The sequence below is a fragment of the Bradyrhizobium sp. Leo170 genome, from assembly GCF_004296405.1.
Classification (GTDB): Bacteria; Pseudomonadota; Alphaproteobacteria; order Rhizobiales; family Xanthobacteraceae; genus Bradyrhizobium.
This window is the reverse complement of the sequence record NZ_PSRR01000210.1, coordinates 1-15287: the sequence shown is the minus strand read 5'-3', so window position 1 is coordinate 15287 and position 15287 is coordinate 1. Positions and strand designations below refer to the sequence as shown.

Here is a 15287-nt window from a genome sequence, read left to right as displayed (position 1 = left end):
GCCGTGATCGTCACCGCCGGATTGGGCCACGGTCCAGGCTCGCTGGCGGAGGCCACCGAACAGGCGGCGCGAAAGCATCGCATGCGGCTGATCGGCCCCAATTGCATCGGCATCATGGCGCCTAGCGTCGGCCTCAATGCCAGCTTCTCCACGCATCTGCCGGCGCCCGGCAACCTGGCGCTGATCTCGCAATCGGGCGCGATCGCGGCCGGCATGGTGGACTGGGCCGCGCAGCGCGTGGTCGGATTTTCCGGCATCGTCTCGATCGGCGACCAGCTCGACGTCGATATCGCCGATCTCCTGGATTATTTCGCACTCGACGGCGCAACGCACGCCATCCTGCTCTATGTCGAGTCGATCAAGGACGCGCGCAAGTTCATGTCCGCGGCGCGCGCCGCGGCGAGGATCAAGCCGGTCGTCGTGGTCAAGTCCGGCCGCATGGCGCAAGGCGCGAAGGCGGCCGCCACCCATACCGGCGCGCTTGCCGGCTCGGATGCGGTCTATGATGCCGCGTTTCGCCGCGCCGGCATGCTCAGGGTCTCCGACCTGCGCGAATTGTTCGACTGCGCCGAGACGCTGGCGCGCGTGGCCTCGCCGCCCGGCAAGCGGCTTGCGCTGCTCACCAATGGCGGCGGCCTCGGCGTGCTCGCGATCGACCGGCTGGTCGAGCTCGGTGGAATTCCGGCGACGATCACGCCAAACATTCACGCGCAGCTCGATGCGGCCCTGCCGCCGACCTGGTCCGGCTCGAACCCTGTCGACATCGTCGGCGATGCCGGGGCTTCGCGTTACGCCGTGGCACTCGAGGCGCTGCTCGCCGATCCCGGTAATGACGCGGTCCTGGTCATGAATGTGCAGACCGCGATCGCCGCGCCGGACGAGATCGCTTCGACCGTGACCAAGATCGTTACCGAGCACCGCAAGAAGCGGGGCAGGGCGGCCAAGCCGGTGCTTGCGGTGTGGGTCGGCGCCAATGGCACCATCAGCGACGTCTTCAGCAGCAACAGGATTCCGAACTACATCACCGAGGACGACGCGGTGCGAGGCTTCATGCATCTGGTGCGGCACCGCGAGGTGGTGGAAGAATTGACGCAGGTGCCGCCGGCGATGCCGGAGAGTTTCACGCCTGATGCCGCGGCGGCGCGCAAGATCGTCACCGCCGCGATCTCGGACCAGCGCCATTGGCTCAACCCGATCGAGATCAAGGAGCTGTTTCAGGCCTATGACATCCCGATGGTCGAGACCTATCTCGCCGCCGATGCGGAGGAGGCGGTCAAATATGCCAACACGCTGTTCGCGCAGGGCATGACGGTGGCGCTGAAGATCATGTCGCGCGACATCGTGCACAAGTCTGATATTGGCGGCGTCGTCCTCAACCTCACATCGCCCGATGCCGTGCGCACGGCGACCGCGGAGATCCTGGGACGCGCCAAGACACTGCGGCCAGAAGCGCGAATTGATGGCGTCATCGTGCAGGCGATGATCGTGCGGCCGAAGGTGCGCGAGCTCATTCTCGGCCTTGCCGACGATCCGACCTTCGGCACCGTGGTCGTGTTCGGCCGCGGCGGCGTTGCGGTCGAGATCATCAACGACAAGGCCCTGGCGCTGCCGCCGCTCGACATGCGACTGGCGCGCGAATTGATCGAGCGCACGCGGGTGTCGCGGCTGTTGCGCGCCTATCGCGACGTGCCGGCGGTGAAGCCCGATGCGGTGGCGACGGTGCTGGTCAAGCTCGCGCAGATGGCGGCGGATCTTCCCGAGATCAGGGAGCTCGACATCAATCCGCTCCTGGCGGACGAGGCCGGCGTGCTCGTGGTCGACGCGCGCGTCGCAGTCGGCATCGTGCCGCGCAAATTCGCAGGCCCCGGGCTCAGCAACTTTGCGGTCAGGCCCTATCCGTCACGATGGCAGCGGCAGCTTGCGGACCGGGACGGGCAACCGATCGACGGGCGACGCATCTTCGCGCGGCCGATCCGCCCCGAAGACGAGCCGCAGATCCACGAATTGCTGCGGCATGTCACGGCTGAGGATTTGCGGCTGCGCTTCTTCGCGCCGATCAAGGAATTTTCCCACGAGTTCATCGCTCGCCTCACCCAGCTCGACTATGCGCGCGCGATGGCCTTCGTGGCGGTCGACGAAAGCACGCAAGAAATCCTCGGCGTGGTGCGGATTCATTCCGACTCGATCTATGAAAGCGGGGAATATGCCATCCTGCTGCGCACCGATCTGAAGGGCAAGGGGCTCGGCTGGGCGCTGATGCAGCTTCTGATCGAATACGCGAAATCGGAAGGGCTGAAGGCGATTTCCGGCCAGGTGCTGACCGAGAACATCGTGATGCTGGACATGTGCCGGAAGCTCGGCTTCGAGGTGAAGGCCGATCCCGTCGAGTACGGCCTCTGCGACGTCAAGCTGGCGCTGTGAGGCGCCACAGCTTCGTAGTCCGGGTGGAGCGGAACGCGTAACCCGGGCTAAGAGCCTCTCGCCGTCATTGCGGCCACCGCTCTCTCCTCCGTAATTGCGAGCGCAGCGAAGCGATCCATGCCTCCGCAAGCGGTGAGATGGATTGCTTCGCTGCGCTCGCAATGACGGGGGTTAGGTCTGATTTGGATTTCAAACAGCGTGCAGCACCGTAGCCCGGGTGCAGCGCAGCCCGGGGCCACTCGCCAATGTGGATGCAGAGTCCCGGGTTACGCTGGCGCTTCACCCGGGCTACGAAGTGATCAGAGCCGCGACACCATCGTGACGCGATAGGTGTGCATCTTGTCGCCTTCGCCGATCGAGACATATTCGCCGGCGACGAAGTGCTCGTCCTTGAAGTGGAAGCCGATCTCGTCGGGCGTGCCGGGCGCGCCGTCATAGTGCAGGACCCAGCCGCCGCCCTGGTGATGGACGAGATGGCCGAGGATGTATTCCTCGTCGGGCCGGAGCCGGACCACCCGGCACGCCTCGCGGTTGGCCCGCCACAGTTTCTGGTCGATCCTGTAGTCGTCGTCGAGTGGCGCGACCATCACATAGCCGGCGCCGGCATCGCCTTCGGGATGATCAGCTCGCGCGCGAGCTCGAGGCGGATCTTGCGAAACTGCGGCGGCAAGGAAGTGTTGAGGATCGGCTTTTGGGGTGTGGTGGTCATCTCGCTCTACTCGGTTTCGGTCGGCGCGGCGTGCCGCGTCAGGCGTGGTCCTTCGCGGCGTGCTCTGCCGCGGGTTTCTTCAGGCTGTTGATGATGATGCCGATCAGCGGCACCAGCATCGGCAGGATTCCATTCAGGGGATTGCGCACCAGTCCGGAGACTTGCGACTGCATCGCGCGTGCCTCGACCTGCAGCGCCTCGACGGAAGCGCCGTGGATCTCGCTCGCGAGATCGAGCTCGCGGCCTGACGGCGGCCGGAGCGCGAGGGCAAACAGGATCGCTGCGATGGCGAAGTTGGCTGCGCCGAGGATCGCCGCGGCCGCGATCGCGCCCCAGACCTGGACCAGCGCGAAATAGGCCGCCAGTTCGAACATCAGAAGGCCGAACGCCGCGATCAGGCCCGCGAAGGCGCGCAGGCCGAGGCCAACCAGGAGGTGGCGCAGGCGGATATCGGCGATGATCCTGTCGGTACGCCAGAGTACGCGTAGCTGCCTGACGATATTTTCGGTATTCACCTTGGTTACCTCCGCATGACAAAGCCGACCACCACGCCCAGCGCAAAGGCGGAGGCGAGCGAGGTAATCGGTCGTTCCGAAATGAGCTGCCGGACCTGAGTGTCTTCGCCGCTCAGGACCTCGCTCAATTCCTCCAGCGCTTCCTTGATGCGCGTGGCAAAGGCGTCGGCGCTTGCGCTTGCGGTGTCGCGTATGCCTTCACCTGTCGTGTTGAGGAGGCGCGACACATCGATCTTCAGGGCTTGCAACTCGTCGTTCAGATGGGTCGTGTTGAACATCTCGTTCATCCCTGTTGCATGATGAAGAACTGTTACCGGCCCTCGCCACGCCGTGGTTGATTTGCGTCAACCCTCGCGGGCGAGGCGTCATCGCGCTATTCCAGCGTCTTGAGGTAGGCCAGCAGGTCATGGATCTGGTCCGGGTCAAGCTGAAACTCCGGCATCGTCGGATGTCCGGTCTGGATGCCTTCCGCGAACGCCTCCGCGAGGCTCTCGACGGGATAGCGCTTGTGCAGGGTGCGCAAGGGAGGCGCGACTTTGAGCGGACTCTCGGTGACCTTGTCGATGGAGTGGCAGCGGGCGCAATTGTTGAGCGCGAATGTCCGGCCGCGCTGCTCGGAGGGCGAGACGGCGAGGGCCGATGTCGTCAGCATGAGCCCAATGAAAACCTGGCGTGCGGCGGACTGCAGCATCACGGCCCCATCTATCAAAAAGCTCCGCGATGGGCGGAGCGACGGTTTTCAAATTAGCTTCGCAATGGTGGGGACGATTGATCTGTATCAACACCCCGGCGGTGTGGACGTTAGACTGCGTTAATCCGCCGGGCGGCATAAGGACGTCCGCCGGCGGTCATTTGGAGCGGCGCGTGAAGGTTTCTCTCTTGGAAGGTTCTCATCGGCAAACGTGTACCGATTGCGCGGTACGCGGTTTTGCGATCTGCGCCTCGCTCGACAAGACCGAGCAATGGGAGCTGGCGAGCCTGTCGCGCCATGTCCAGTGCGAGCCCGGCACGACGGTGTTTGCGCAGGCGACCATGGCGACGTCGTTCTTCAGCATGCTCGAAGGCGTGCTGCGTCTCTATAAGCTGTTGCCGGATGGCCGACGGCAGATCATCGGCTTCGCCTTGCCCGGCGATTTCCTCGGACTTGCCGGCTCGGCGCAGTATGAGTTCTCCGCCGATGCGGTCGGCGCGGTATTGCTTTGCCAGTTCTCCCGAGTCAGCTTCTCGCGATTCGCCGAGAACCGGCCGCGCTTCCTGCGCCGTATGAACGAACTCGCGGGCCGCGAACTGATCCGGGCGCAGGAGCATATGGTTCTGCTCGGGCGCCGTTCCGCCGAAGAGAAGGTTGCGAGCTTCCTGATCGGCTGGCGCGATCGGCTCGCCGAAATCGGGCATGCCGAGGACGTGTTGCCGTTGCCGATGGGCCGGCTCGATATCGCGGACTATCTGGGGCTCACTATCGAAACGGTAAGTCGCACCTTCACCAAGCTCGAACGCGACGGCATCATCCGTATTCTTACGGGCGGCATCAGCCTGGTCGATGCGGCACGCGCCGAGGCGATGTCCGCGGCCTGAATCCTGTTGCGTCATGGCCGGGCCTGTCCCGGCCATCCACGCCTTTTTTCCCACAGCGGAATTGAAGAAACTGGATGCGCGGGTCACGGCTTCGCCGGGCGCTCCGGTGTCAGTCCGGCGAAGCGAATTGCAAGACGGCGAGTCTAGATGGTGACACGTGTGCTCTCGCATTTTTGATCGAAGTCAAAGACGGTTCCCCACGAGCGACGATATTCGAGCGAACTTCAATGGAGGTCGCTATGCCCGCCGACTCGATTTTGGTTTCCGCAGCCGTCGTCTCAGTTTTCGTGGTTTTCGCCGGGGTGCTCGCCTGGGCGAGTGTCCACGTGCCGGGGGCGCGGCAGCCGGCGTCAGGCATGCGCAAGCGTCGTCCTTTCTAATCGGTAGTCGTTTCCGAAAGGGTTCAAGGGCTGGTGCCAAAGCGCAACCGCGAGGGGAAGTCTGATCGCGGTTGATCTCGATCAAGGACGCGGCGGCCAAAGCTGGGCTGATGGGGCAGGGCCCCTGCAAAGAGAATCAAACATGCAGCAAGTTCAATCCACGAAATGGATGACCCACGGCGAAGCCGGGTTGACGCTATTCTTCACAGTGGCGGCCTTCCTCTGCGCCTTCGCCGCGGCCAAGGCGCTGGATGCGCCATTTGCCTTCCATGCTTCGCTCGCCGCGGTGGCCAGCGGCGCGGCCGCCTTCGCCATCCTTAACCGCTATTTCGATCGCCCGGCGGAGCTGCCGCCGCAGGAGATCAACGGCAAGCCGAACTACAATCTCGGTCCGATCAAGTTCGCCTCCTTCATGGCGATGTTCTGGGGCATTGCCGGATTTACCGTCGGACTCCTGATCGCCTGCCAGCTCGCCTGGCCCTGGCTCAATTTCGATCTGCCCTGGACCAGTTTTGGCCGGCTTCGTCCGCTGCACACCTCAGCGGTGATCTTCGCCTTTGGCGGCAACGTTCTGATCGCGACCTCCTTCTACGTGGTGCAGAGGACCTGCCGGGCGCGACTGGCCGGCGATCTGGCGCCATGGTTCGTCGTGCTCGGCTACAACTTCTTCATCCTGGTTGCTGGCACCGGTTATTTGCTGGGCGTGACGCAGTCGAAGGAATATGCCGAGCCGGAATGGTACTCCGATCTCTGGCTGACGATCGTCTGGGTCGTGTATCTGCTGGTGTTCCTGGCGACGATACTCAAGCGCAAGGAGCCGCACATCTTCGTCGCCAACTGGTTCTATCTCGCCTTCATCGTCACCATCGCGGTTCTTCACCTCGGCAACAACCCGGCGCTTCCGGTGTCAGTGTTCGGCTCGAAGTCCTACATCGCCTGGGGCGGCGTGCAGGATGCGATGTTCCAGTGGTGGTACGGCCATAACGCGGTCGGCTTCTTCCTGACCGCCGGCTTCCTCGCCATCATGTACTACTTCATCCCGAAGCGGGCGGAGCGGCCGATCTATTCCTATCGGTTGTCGATCATCCACTTCTGGGCGTTGATCTTCCTCTATATCTGGGCCGGCCCGCACCATCTGCACTATACGGCACTGCCGGACTGGGCGCAGACGCTCGGCATGACGTTCTCGATCATGCTCTGGATGCCGTCCTGGGGCGGCATGATCAACGGCCTGATGACGCTGTCGGGCGCGTGGGACAAGCTGCGCACCGATCCGGTGCTGCGCATGCTGGTGGTCTCGGTCGCGTTCTACGGCATGTCGACCTTCGAAGGCCCGATGATGTCGATCAAGGTGGTGAACTCGCTGAGCCACTACACCGACTGGACCATCGGCCACGTTCACTCCGGTGCGCTGGGCTGGGTCGGCTTCGTCTCCTTCGGCGCGCTGTATTGCCTGGTGCCGTGGCTGTGGGGCCGCAAGCAACTGTACAGCCTCAAGCTCGTCAACTGGCACTTCTGGATCTCGACCATCGGCATCGTGCTCTACATCTCCGCGATGTGGGTCTCGGGAATCCTGCAGGGCCTGATGTGGCGCGCCTACACCTCGCTCGGCTTCCTCGAATATTCCTTCATCGAGACCGTGGAAGCGATGCATCCCTTCTACATCATCCGCGCCGCCGGCGGCGCGCTGTTCCTGATCGGCTCGCTGATCATGGCATATAACCTCTGGATGACCGTGCGGGTAGGCGAGGTGGAAGTCACCACGCCGCTCGCACTGCAGCCGGCGGAATAAGGAGCGTCAAGATGTCCTTCTGGACCCGCCACCAAATCTTCGAAAAGAACTCGATCATACTGATCGCGGGCATCCTGGTCGTGATCGCGATCGGCGGCCTGGTCGAGATCACGCCGCTGTTCTATCTCAAGAGCACGATCGAGGTGGTCGACGGCGTCAGGCCGTATACCCCGCTCGAACTCGCTGGCCGCAACATCTATGTGCGCGAAGGCTGCTATCTCTGTCACTCGCAGATGATCCGGCCGCTGCGTGACGAAGTCGAGCGCTACGGTCACTTCTCGCTCGCCGCCGAGAGCATGTACGACCATCCGTTCCAGTGGGGCTCCAAGCGTACCGGGCCTGACCTGGCGCGGGTTGCGCCAAATATTCGGATGAGTGGCACGTCACGCACCTGACCAATCCGCGCGCGATCGTGCCGCAGTCGGTGATGCCGGGCTATCCCTTCCTGGCAAAGACTGAGCTCGATCCCGAGGCGATTGCCGATCACCTCAGGACCAACCGCGCGGTCGGCGTGCCCTATACCGACGAGCAGATCGCCAACGCGATGGCTGACCTGAAAGCGCAGGCTGATCCAGACAATGCCGGCAGCGACGCGTTTGCAAAACGCTATCCGAAGGCCGTGGTCCGCAATTTCGACGGCAAGGGCGGGGCGCCGACCGAGATGGATGCGCTGGTCGCGTACTTGCAGATGCTCGGCACGCTGGTCGACTTCAAGATCTACAACGAAAAAGCCAATCTTCGCTGAGAGGCCGGACGATGAAAGCAATTCTGACAGTTCACAATCTGGCGTCGAACCTCGTGACGAGCGTGTGGACGCCGATCTTCGTCGCCCTGTTCGTCGCGATCGTGATCTATGCGCTCTGGCCCCGCAACCAGGCCGCCTTCGATGAGGCATCGCGGATACCGTTGCGGGAGGAGTGAGAGACCATGGCTGAAACCGAACTCGATCAAGTCTCCGGCAAGACCACGACCGGTCACCAGTGGGACGGCATCAAGGAACTCAACACGCCGCTGCCGCGCTGGTGGGTGTTGACCTTCTACGCCACCATCATCTGGGCGATCGGCTACTGGGTGGTGTACCCGGCATGGCCGCTGTTGTGGAGCAACACCACCGGGCTGATCAACTATTCGTCGCGTGCCGATGTCGGCGTCGAACTGGCTAACCTCGAGAAGATCCGCGGCGACAAGATGGTCGCGCTCGGCGCGGCGTCGCTGGAAGACATCGAGAAGGACCCGGCGCTGCTGGCGCTCGCGCGCGCCCGCGGCAAGGCGGCCTTTGGTGACAATTGCGCGCCGTGCCACGGCTCGGGCGGCGCCGGCGCCAAGGGTTTTCCGAACCTGAACGACGACGACTGGCTGTGGGGCGGCTCGCTTGAGCAGATTCAGCAGACCATCCAGTTTGGCGCGCGCTCGGGCAATGCCAAGGCGCATGAGGGCGCGATGCTCGCCTTCGGCAAGGATGGCATCCTGAAGAAGGACGAGATCGTCACGGTCGCCAACTACGTCCGCTCGCTCTCGGGCCTGCCGACGAGCCAGGGCTACAATGCCGCCGCCGGGGCCAAGCTGTTTGCCGATAATTGCTCGACCTGCCACGGCGAGAACGGCAAGGGCAACCAGGACCTCGGTGCGCCCGATCTCACCGACAAGATCTGGCTCTACGGCTCGGACCAGGCCACCGTGATCGAGACCATCACCAACGGCCGTTCCGGCGTGATGCCGGCCTGGGTCGGCCGGCTCGATCCGTCCACCATCAAGGCGCTTGCGGTCTACGTGCATACGCTGGGCGGCGGCAAATAAGCGGCGAATAGGCCGCCTGTTTGCGCTGGATCAACCAGGTCACGGGGGGAGGGGTTAGCCTCTCCCTGTGATGCCAGAAGAAGCCCGGCCCATGAACAAGATCGTCCAGATAGACCCTGACCAAGTCGAAGACGTCGGGCCGCTTTATGCGGCCCGCAAGAAGGTCTACCCGCAGAAGGTCTCCGGGACCTTCCGCCGGATCAAATGGGGCCTGATGGCGTTCTGCCTCGGCGTCTATTATTTCCTGCCTTTCGTACGCTGGAATCGCGGCCTCGGCGCGCCCGACCAAGCGGTGCTGATCGACCTGCCGAACAGCCGCTTCTATTTCTTCTTCATCGAGCTGTGGCCGCAGGAAGTCTACTACTTCACTGGCCTCTTGATCCTCGCCGCGATCACGCTGTTCCTGATGAACTCGGTCGGGGGCCGCATCTGGTGCGGCTATCTCTGCCCGCAGACGGTCTGGACCGACCTGTTCTATGCGGTCGAGCGCCTGGTCGAGGGTGACCGGCGCGAGCGGATGAAGAAGGATGCCTCCGCCCATCGCTGGACATTGGAACGCATCTCCGAGCTCGTGCTCAAGCATTCGATCTGGCTGCTGATCGCCTGGTGGACCGGCGGCGCCTGGGTGCTGTATTTCACCGACGCGCCGACGCTCGTCAAAGAGCTCGTCACCTTCCAGGCGCCGGCGATCGCCTATATCTGGATCGCGATCCTGACCACGACGACCTATCTGCTCGCCGGCTTCATGCGCGAGCAGGTCTGCGTCTATATGTGCCCGTGGCCGCGCATCCAGGCGGCGCTAACGGATGAATGGGCGCTCAACGTCACCTACCGCTACGATCGCGGCGAAAAGCGGATGTCGGTGAAGAAGGCGAACGACCTGCGTGCGCTTGGTCAGCACGCCGGCGACTGCGTCGACTGCTATCAATGCGTCGCCGTCTGTCCGGTCGGTATCGATATCCGTAACGGGCCGCAGCTCGACTGCATCCAGTGCGGGTTATGCATCGACGCCTGCGACAATGTGATGAAGAAGATCAACCGGCCGACCCGGCTGATCGGCTACGACAACGACATCAACATCCAGCGCCGGATCGAAGGCAAAGCGCCGATCTACCGCATCGTGCGGCCGCGCACTATCATCTACACCGCGATGATCGCGCTTGTCGGCGGGATCATGCTCTATACGCTCGCGACGCGTTCGCTGCTCGACATCAACGTGCTGCACGATCGTAACCCGGTCGCGGTGAAGCTCAGCGACGGGTCGATCCGCAACGCCTATACGGTCCGCTTCCTCAACAAGCGCGGCTTCGACCGCGTGGTGGCGATCGACATCGACGGCCCGCAGGATGCCAAGCTCCATGTCGTCGGCGGCGACTCGATCACGCCCGATCGTCCCATGATCGTGCTCGGGCGCGACGGCACCACCGAGCTGCGCGTGCTGGTCACTGCGCCGTCCGACAGGAATCCCGAGAAGTCGATCCCGGTGAAATTCCGCGTCACCGACATCGGTCTCGGCGAAGTCGCCTCCGCCACCGACAATTTCGTCGCGCCGTAACAAGAAGAAGTGGAGCCGTCATGAGCAGAGCCAGTGCATCGCCGAAGCCGCTGACCGGGGGCAAGGTCCTTGCCATGCTGGTGGCGTTCTTCGGCGTGGTGATCGGCGTCAATTTCACCATGATGAAGCTGGCGACGCTCACATTGCCCGGCACCGACGTCGACAGCGCCTACGCAGCGAGCCTCGCCTACGAGAAAGAGATCGCCGCTGCGCGCGAGCAGGACGCCCGCAACTGGAAGGTCGATGCGCATCTGGCGCGCGATGCCAATGGCGGTACAGCGCTCGAAGTCGAAGCGCGCGACGGCAATGGCAGGCCGTTGACCGGATTGCAATTCACCTCCCGCTTGGAGCGCCCGACCGACCGGCGCGCCGACCAGGCGATCGAGCTGTCGGAAGCCGGCGGCGGCCGCTACCGCGGCAAGGGCAGCGTGATCGGTCCCGGACAATGGGAGCTGGTGCTCGAAAGCGAAGCCGATGGTCGGCGCGTGTTCCTGTCCAGGAACCGCGTGGTGCTGAATTAAGAGGGCGTGATGCAGGCGACACGGGACTTTTCGCACTACGTCAAACATCTCGGCTCGGGACTGGCGCATATCGACCTCGCGGTCGAGGGCGTGAGCTGTGCCGGCTGCATGTCGAAGATCGAGCGCGGGCTTTCGGCGATTCCCGATGTGACCTTGGCGCGCGTCAACCTCACCGACCGACGCGTGGCGCTGGAATGGAAAGAGGGTGCGCTCGATCCGGCGCGTTTCATCGATCGGCTCGCCGAGCTCGGCTACAAGGCCTATCCGTTCGAGACGGTGAGCGCGGAAGCCGCCGAGGTCGAGAACTCGCGCTTCCTGCTCCGCTGCCTCGGGGTCGCGGCGTTCGCGACGATGAACGTGATGATGCTGTCGATCCCGGTGTGGTCCGGCAATGTCAGCGACATGCTGCCGGAGCAGCGCGATTTCTTCCACTGGATGTCGGCGCTGATCGCACTGCCGGCGGCCGCCTATGCCGGCCAGCCCTTCTTCCGCTCGGCGTTCAACGCGCTGCGCACGGGCAATGTCAACATGGACGTGCCGATCAGCATCGGCGTGATCCTGGCGCTGGCGATGTCTGTTATCGAGACCATCGGACATGCCGAGCACGCTTATTTCGATGCGGCGATCATGCTGCTCACCTTCCTCCTGGTCGGACGCTATCTCGACCAGAGCATGCGGCGGCGTACCCGGGCGGTCGCCGGCAATCTCGCCGCGCTCAAGGCTGAGACCGCGACGAAATTCGTCGGACCCGACGAGATTTCGGTGGTGCCGGCGGCAGCGATTACGGCCGGCGATATGGTGCTGTTGCGGCCGGGCGAGCGCTCTGCGGTTGACGGCACCGTGATCGAGGGCCGGTCCGAGATCGACCAGAGCCTGATCACCGGCGAGACGCGGCATGCGGCGGTCGAGGCGGGCAGCGCGGTCTATGCCGGCTCGCTCAACATCTCCGGCGCGCTGCGCATCCGCGTCTCGGCGGCGGCCGAAGGCACGCTCTTGGCGGAGATCCAGCGCTTGCTCGATCACGCCGTGCAGGCGCGCTCGCGCTATGTGCAACTCGCCGATCGTGCGTCGCGGCTCTATGCGCCGCTGGTGCATGCGACCGCTCTCTTGACCATGATCGGCTGGCTGATCGCGGGCGCGAGCTTGCACGATTCCGTCATCACCGCGATCGCGGTGCTGATCATCACCTGCCCCTGTGCGCTGGGGCTTGCGATCCCGACCGTGCAGACGATTGCCGCGGGCGCGATGTTCCGCGCCGGCGTGCTGATCAATTCGGGCGATGCCATCGAGCGCGTCGCCGAGGTCGACCACGTCATCTTCGACAAGACGGGAACGCTGACGTTGCCCGAACTGGATGTAGTGAACTCCGCTTCCGTGCCGGCTGATGTGTTCGAACTGGCAGGCCGGCTCGCGCTGGCAAGTCACCATCCGGTCGCCGCGGCGCTGGCGCGCTCGGCCCGTGCGAACTCGCCGCTGCCCGGCGTTACGGAAGAGCCGGGGCAGGGGGTGCGGGGCAGCTTCGGCAGCGAGGAGGTCAGGCTCGGCCGTCCCTCGTTCTGCAACGCAGAGGATCTCGCTGAGGAGATCCTGCGCCGCGATCCCGAGGCGTCAGTGGTCGCCTTTGCCCGCGGCGAACAGCGATACGTGTTCGCGGTTCGCCAAGGCTTGCGGCCGGACGCGCGCGAAACCGTCGCGGCGCTGCAGCGGCGCGGCATCGCGGTCGAAATCTTGTCGGGAGATCGCGAGCCCGCGGTGCGGGCCGCGGCCGAGACGCTTGGCATACCGGAATGGCGCGCCGGCGTGACGCCATCAGACAAGATCGCGCGCATCGAGGAATTGAAACGGCAGGGCGTCAAGGTGATGATGGTCGGCGACGGCTTGAACGATGCGCCATCACTTGCAGCCGCGCATGTGTCGATGTCGCCGATCTCGGCCGCGCATCTGAGTCAGGCGACCGCCGATCTCGTCTTCCTCGGCAAGCCGCTGGCGCCGGTGATCGCGGCCATCGACTATTCGCGGAAAGCGCTGCGGCTGATGCGGCAGAACCTCTATCTCGCCGTCGGCTACAATTTCCTCGCCGTGCCGATCGCGATCCTGGGCTTCGTCACGCCGCTGATCGCGGCCGCGGCGATGTCGGGCTCCTCGATCCTGGTGATGCTGAACGCGCTGCGCGGACGTCGGGTGCGGCAGGAGGTGGTGTGATGGAAGTGATCGCGTTCCTGGTGCCGCTGGCGCTGCTGCTCGGCCTGTTTGGATTGCTCGGATTCCTCTGGTCATTGAAGAACGGCCAGTACGATGATCTCGAGGGCGCCGCCTGGCGGGCGATCTCCGACGATGACGAGACGCCAACAACCCCGGGGCCGTCGACCGCGCATCGTGGCGTTTGATCTGGCGCAATGACGGCCGCTTTGCATGGGCCATAGTCAACCTGCTCAGAACTACGGGAGGGTAACATAGCATCGGCAACACAGACGGAATCGATTGCGGGCAGGCTGATCGGCAAGCTCACGGGCATCCTCGAACGGTTCCGCGACGTCGGCGAAATTCGCAGCCTCAGCCCCGCCGAGGCCTGTTCCGTCGCGCACGATCTCCGCATCTCGCCGGCCCAGCTCGAGACGCTGGTTGCCCGGGGGCGCCACGGTGCCGATGAATTGCCGAAGATGCTGAAGGCGCTCGGGATCGACGAAGTTGCCATCAAGCGCCAAGAGCCGGGCGTGCTGCACGACATGAGGCGGGTGTGCGCGCTCTGCATCGAGAAGTCCCGCTGCAACAGCGAGCTCGAGGCCGGAACCGCGGCCCTGCATCATCGCGAATATTGCGCCAATACCTATACGATCGACTCCCTCGAGCCGAAGCCCGACCAGACCGAGCTCCAGCTCCGCGGGCCCTGCTGCTGCTGAGCGGGGAACGTTCGTCGTCCCAACTGAGCCGGCGCAGGTAGCGCCGGCTGGCCAAACTGCACCGTATCCTTGAACGCGAGGCCCTGCTAACCATGGGCAGCGGCGGCGGCGGCCGGCTGGTCGCCGCGACCGTCTATTGTGCGCCGGCGCAACGCCAGCGCGTTTTGCGAGAAGGATACGAGCAATGATCGAAACCGTTGGCATCATCGGGGCGGGCACTATGGGCAACGGCATCGCCCAGGTCAGTGCCGCCGCCGGGCTTCGGGTGGTGATGGTCGATATCTCGGATGCCGCCGTGCAGCGCGGGCTGGCGACCGTCGGCAGCAGCCTGGACCGCTTGGTCAAGAAGGAGAAGATGACCGAGGCCGACAAGAACGCTGCGCTGGGGCGCATCAATGCGACCACCGACAAGGCCAAGCTTGCAGCCTGCGACCTCGTGATCGAGGCGGCGACCGAGAACGAGGAATTGAAGCTCAAGATCCTGAAGGATCTCAGCGCGACTCTGAACCCGCGGGCGGTGATCGCCACCAATACGTCTTCGATTTCCATCACCAAGCTTGCCACCGCGACCGACCGGCCCGACCGTTTCATCGGCATGCACTTCTTCAACCCGGTGCCGGTGATGGCGCTGCTCGAACTGATCCGCGGCCTGCAGACCTCGGACGATACGCTGGCCAAGGCGGAAGCGTTCGCAAAACGCGTCGGCAAGGTCGCGATCACTGCCAAGAACAGCCCCGGCTTCGCGGTCAACCGCATCCTGTGCCCGATGATCAACGAGGCGATCTTCGCGCTGCAGGAGGGCATTGCCACCGCCGAGGAGATCGATGCCGGCATGAAACTCGGCTGCAACCACCCGATCGGCCCGCTGGCGCTCGCCGACCTGATCGGGCTCGACACCATGCTGTCGGTGATGGACGTGTTCTACAAGGGCTTCAACGATCCGAAATATCGCGCAGCGCCACTGCTCAAGGAGATGGTCGACGCCGGCTATCTCGGCCGCAAGAGCGGCAGGGGCTTTTACGACTACGGCAAGGCATGAGCCAGGCTTTGTAGGGTGGGCAAAGCGTAGCGTGCCCACCTTCAGGCACTCCGCTCGAGATGGTGGGCACGCTACGCTTTGCC

Annotated in this window: 16 protein-coding genes and 1 pseudogene; 12 read left to right on the top strand and 5 right to left on the bottom strand. The window is 64.1% G+C overall.

The window, feature by feature from the left end:
* Nucleotides 1–2421 (top strand): bifunctional acetate--CoA ligase family protein/GNAT family N-acetyltransferase (locus CWO89_RS28525; RefSeq protein WP_130581923.1); only part of this gene is annotated, 2421 nt, incomplete at its 5' end.
* Nucleotides 2422–2720: 299 nt separating this feature from the next.
* Here the strand turns inward: CWO89_RS28525 and CWO89_RS28520 are convergent.
* The 5 genes from CWO89_RS28520 to CWO89_RS28505 form a co-directional block, all read right to left on the bottom strand.
* The gene (locus CWO89_RS28520) at nucleotides 2721–3008 is read right to left on the bottom strand and encodes a hypothetical protein (RefSeq protein ID WP_502702923.1); all 288 of its coding nucleotides are present in this window, start codon (nucleotides 3006–3008) and stop codon (nucleotides 2721–2723) included.
* Nucleotides 3008–3130, bottom strand: coding sequence for a hypothetical protein (locus CWO89_RS49670; protein ID WP_502702922.1), 123 nt, complete (start codon nucleotides 3128–3130; stop codon nucleotides 3008–3010). The genes CWO89_RS28520 and CWO89_RS49670 overlap by 1 nt, the downstream gene beginning before the upstream one ends.
* Nucleotides 3131–3168: 38 nt before the next feature.
* Nucleotides 3169–3645: a phage holin family protein gene (locus tag CWO89_RS28515; RefSeq protein WP_130581922.1), complete on the bottom strand. Its 477-nt coding sequence runs from the start codon at nucleotides 3643–3645 to the stop codon at nucleotides 3169–3171.
* 5 nt (nucleotides 3646–3650) lie between these two features.
* The gene (locus tag CWO89_RS28510; protein ID WP_130581921.1) at nucleotides 3651–3923 is read right to left on the bottom strand and encodes a hypothetical protein; all 273 of its coding nucleotides are present in this window, start codon (nucleotides 3921–3923) and stop codon (nucleotides 3651–3653) included.
* Between the two features lie 95 nt (nucleotides 3924–4018).
* Complete coding sequence (locus CWO89_RS28505) at nucleotides 4019–4336, bottom strand: c-type cytochrome (RefSeq protein WP_130581920.1); 318 nt, start codon at nucleotides 4334–4336, stop codon at nucleotides 4019–4021.
* 173 nt (nucleotides 4337–4509) lie between these two features.
* On the opposite strand from CWO89_RS28505, the gene CWO89_RS28500 reads away from it, so the two are divergent.
* The 11 genes and pseudogenes from CWO89_RS28500 (at nucleotide 4510) to CWO89_RS28450 (ending at nucleotide 15204) form a co-directional block, all read left to right on the top strand.
* On the top strand, nucleotides 4510–5220 hold the full coding sequence (locus tag CWO89_RS28500; RefSeq protein WP_245476623.1) for a helix-turn-helix domain-containing protein: 711 nt from the start codon (nucleotides 4510–4512) through the stop codon (nucleotides 5218–5220).
* Between the two features lie 549 nt (nucleotides 5221–5769).
* On the top strand, nucleotides 5770–7392 hold the full coding sequence (ccoN, locus tag CWO89_RS28495) for a cytochrome-c oxidase, cbb3-type subunit I (protein ID WP_165421380.1): 1623 nt from the start codon (nucleotides 5770–5772) through the stop codon (nucleotides 7390–7392).
* A gap of 11 nt (nucleotides 7393–7403) precedes the next feature.
* Nucleotides 7404–8137 (top strand): annotated as a pseudogene (gene ccoO / locus CWO89_RS28490) (cytochrome-c oxidase, cbb3-type subunit II).
* Nucleotides 8138–8148: 11 nt separating this feature from the next.
* Nucleotides 8149–8313 (top strand): cbb3-type cytochrome oxidase subunit 3, encoded by a 165-nt coding sequence (locus tag CWO89_RS28485; RefSeq protein WP_130581917.1) that lies wholly within the window; start codon nucleotides 8149–8151, stop codon nucleotides 8311–8313.
* A gap of 6 nt (nucleotides 8314–8319) precedes the next feature.
* On the top strand, nucleotides 8320–9189 hold the full coding sequence (gene ccoP / locus CWO89_RS28480) for a cytochrome-c oxidase, cbb3-type subunit III (RefSeq protein WP_130581916.1): 870 nt from the start codon (nucleotides 8320–8322) through the stop codon (nucleotides 9187–9189).
* A 91-nt stretch (nucleotides 9190–9280) separates the two neighbouring features.
* Nucleotides 9281–10744, top strand: coding sequence for a cytochrome c oxidase accessory protein CcoG (ccoG, locus tag CWO89_RS28475; RefSeq protein ID WP_130581915.1), 1464 nt, complete (start codon nucleotides 9281–9283; stop codon nucleotides 10742–10744).
* Nucleotides 10745–10764: 20 nt separating this feature from the next.
* On the top strand, nucleotides 10765–11265 hold the full coding sequence (locus tag CWO89_RS28470) for a FixH family protein (RefSeq protein WP_130581914.1): 501 nt from the start codon (nucleotides 10765–10767) through the stop codon (nucleotides 11263–11265).
* A gap of 9 nt (nucleotides 11266–11274) precedes the next feature.
* On the top strand, nucleotides 11275–13467 hold the full coding sequence (locus CWO89_RS28465; protein WP_130581913.1) for a cation-translocating P-type ATPase: 2193 nt from the start codon (nucleotides 11275–11277) through the stop codon (nucleotides 13465–13467).
* Nucleotides 13467–13652 (top strand): cbb3-type cytochrome oxidase assembly protein CcoS, encoded by a 186-nt coding sequence (ccoS, locus tag CWO89_RS28460; protein WP_130581912.1) that lies wholly within the window; start codon nucleotides 13467–13469, stop codon nucleotides 13650–13652. Before CWO89_RS28465 ends, ccoS begins: the two co-directional genes overlap by 1 nt.
* 264 nt (nucleotides 13653–13916) lie before the next feature.
* Entirely contained in the window at nucleotides 13917–14165 is a 249-nt protein-coding gene (locus CWO89_RS28455) for a hypothetical protein (protein ID WP_130581911.1), read from the top strand.
* 184 nt (nucleotides 14166–14349) lie between these two features.
* Nucleotides 14350–15204: a 3-hydroxybutyryl-CoA dehydrogenase gene (locus CWO89_RS28450; protein WP_130581910.1), complete on the top strand. Its 855-nt coding sequence runs from the start codon at nucleotides 14350–14352 to the stop codon at nucleotides 15202–15204.
* Nucleotides 15205–15287 lie beyond the last annotated feature (83 nt).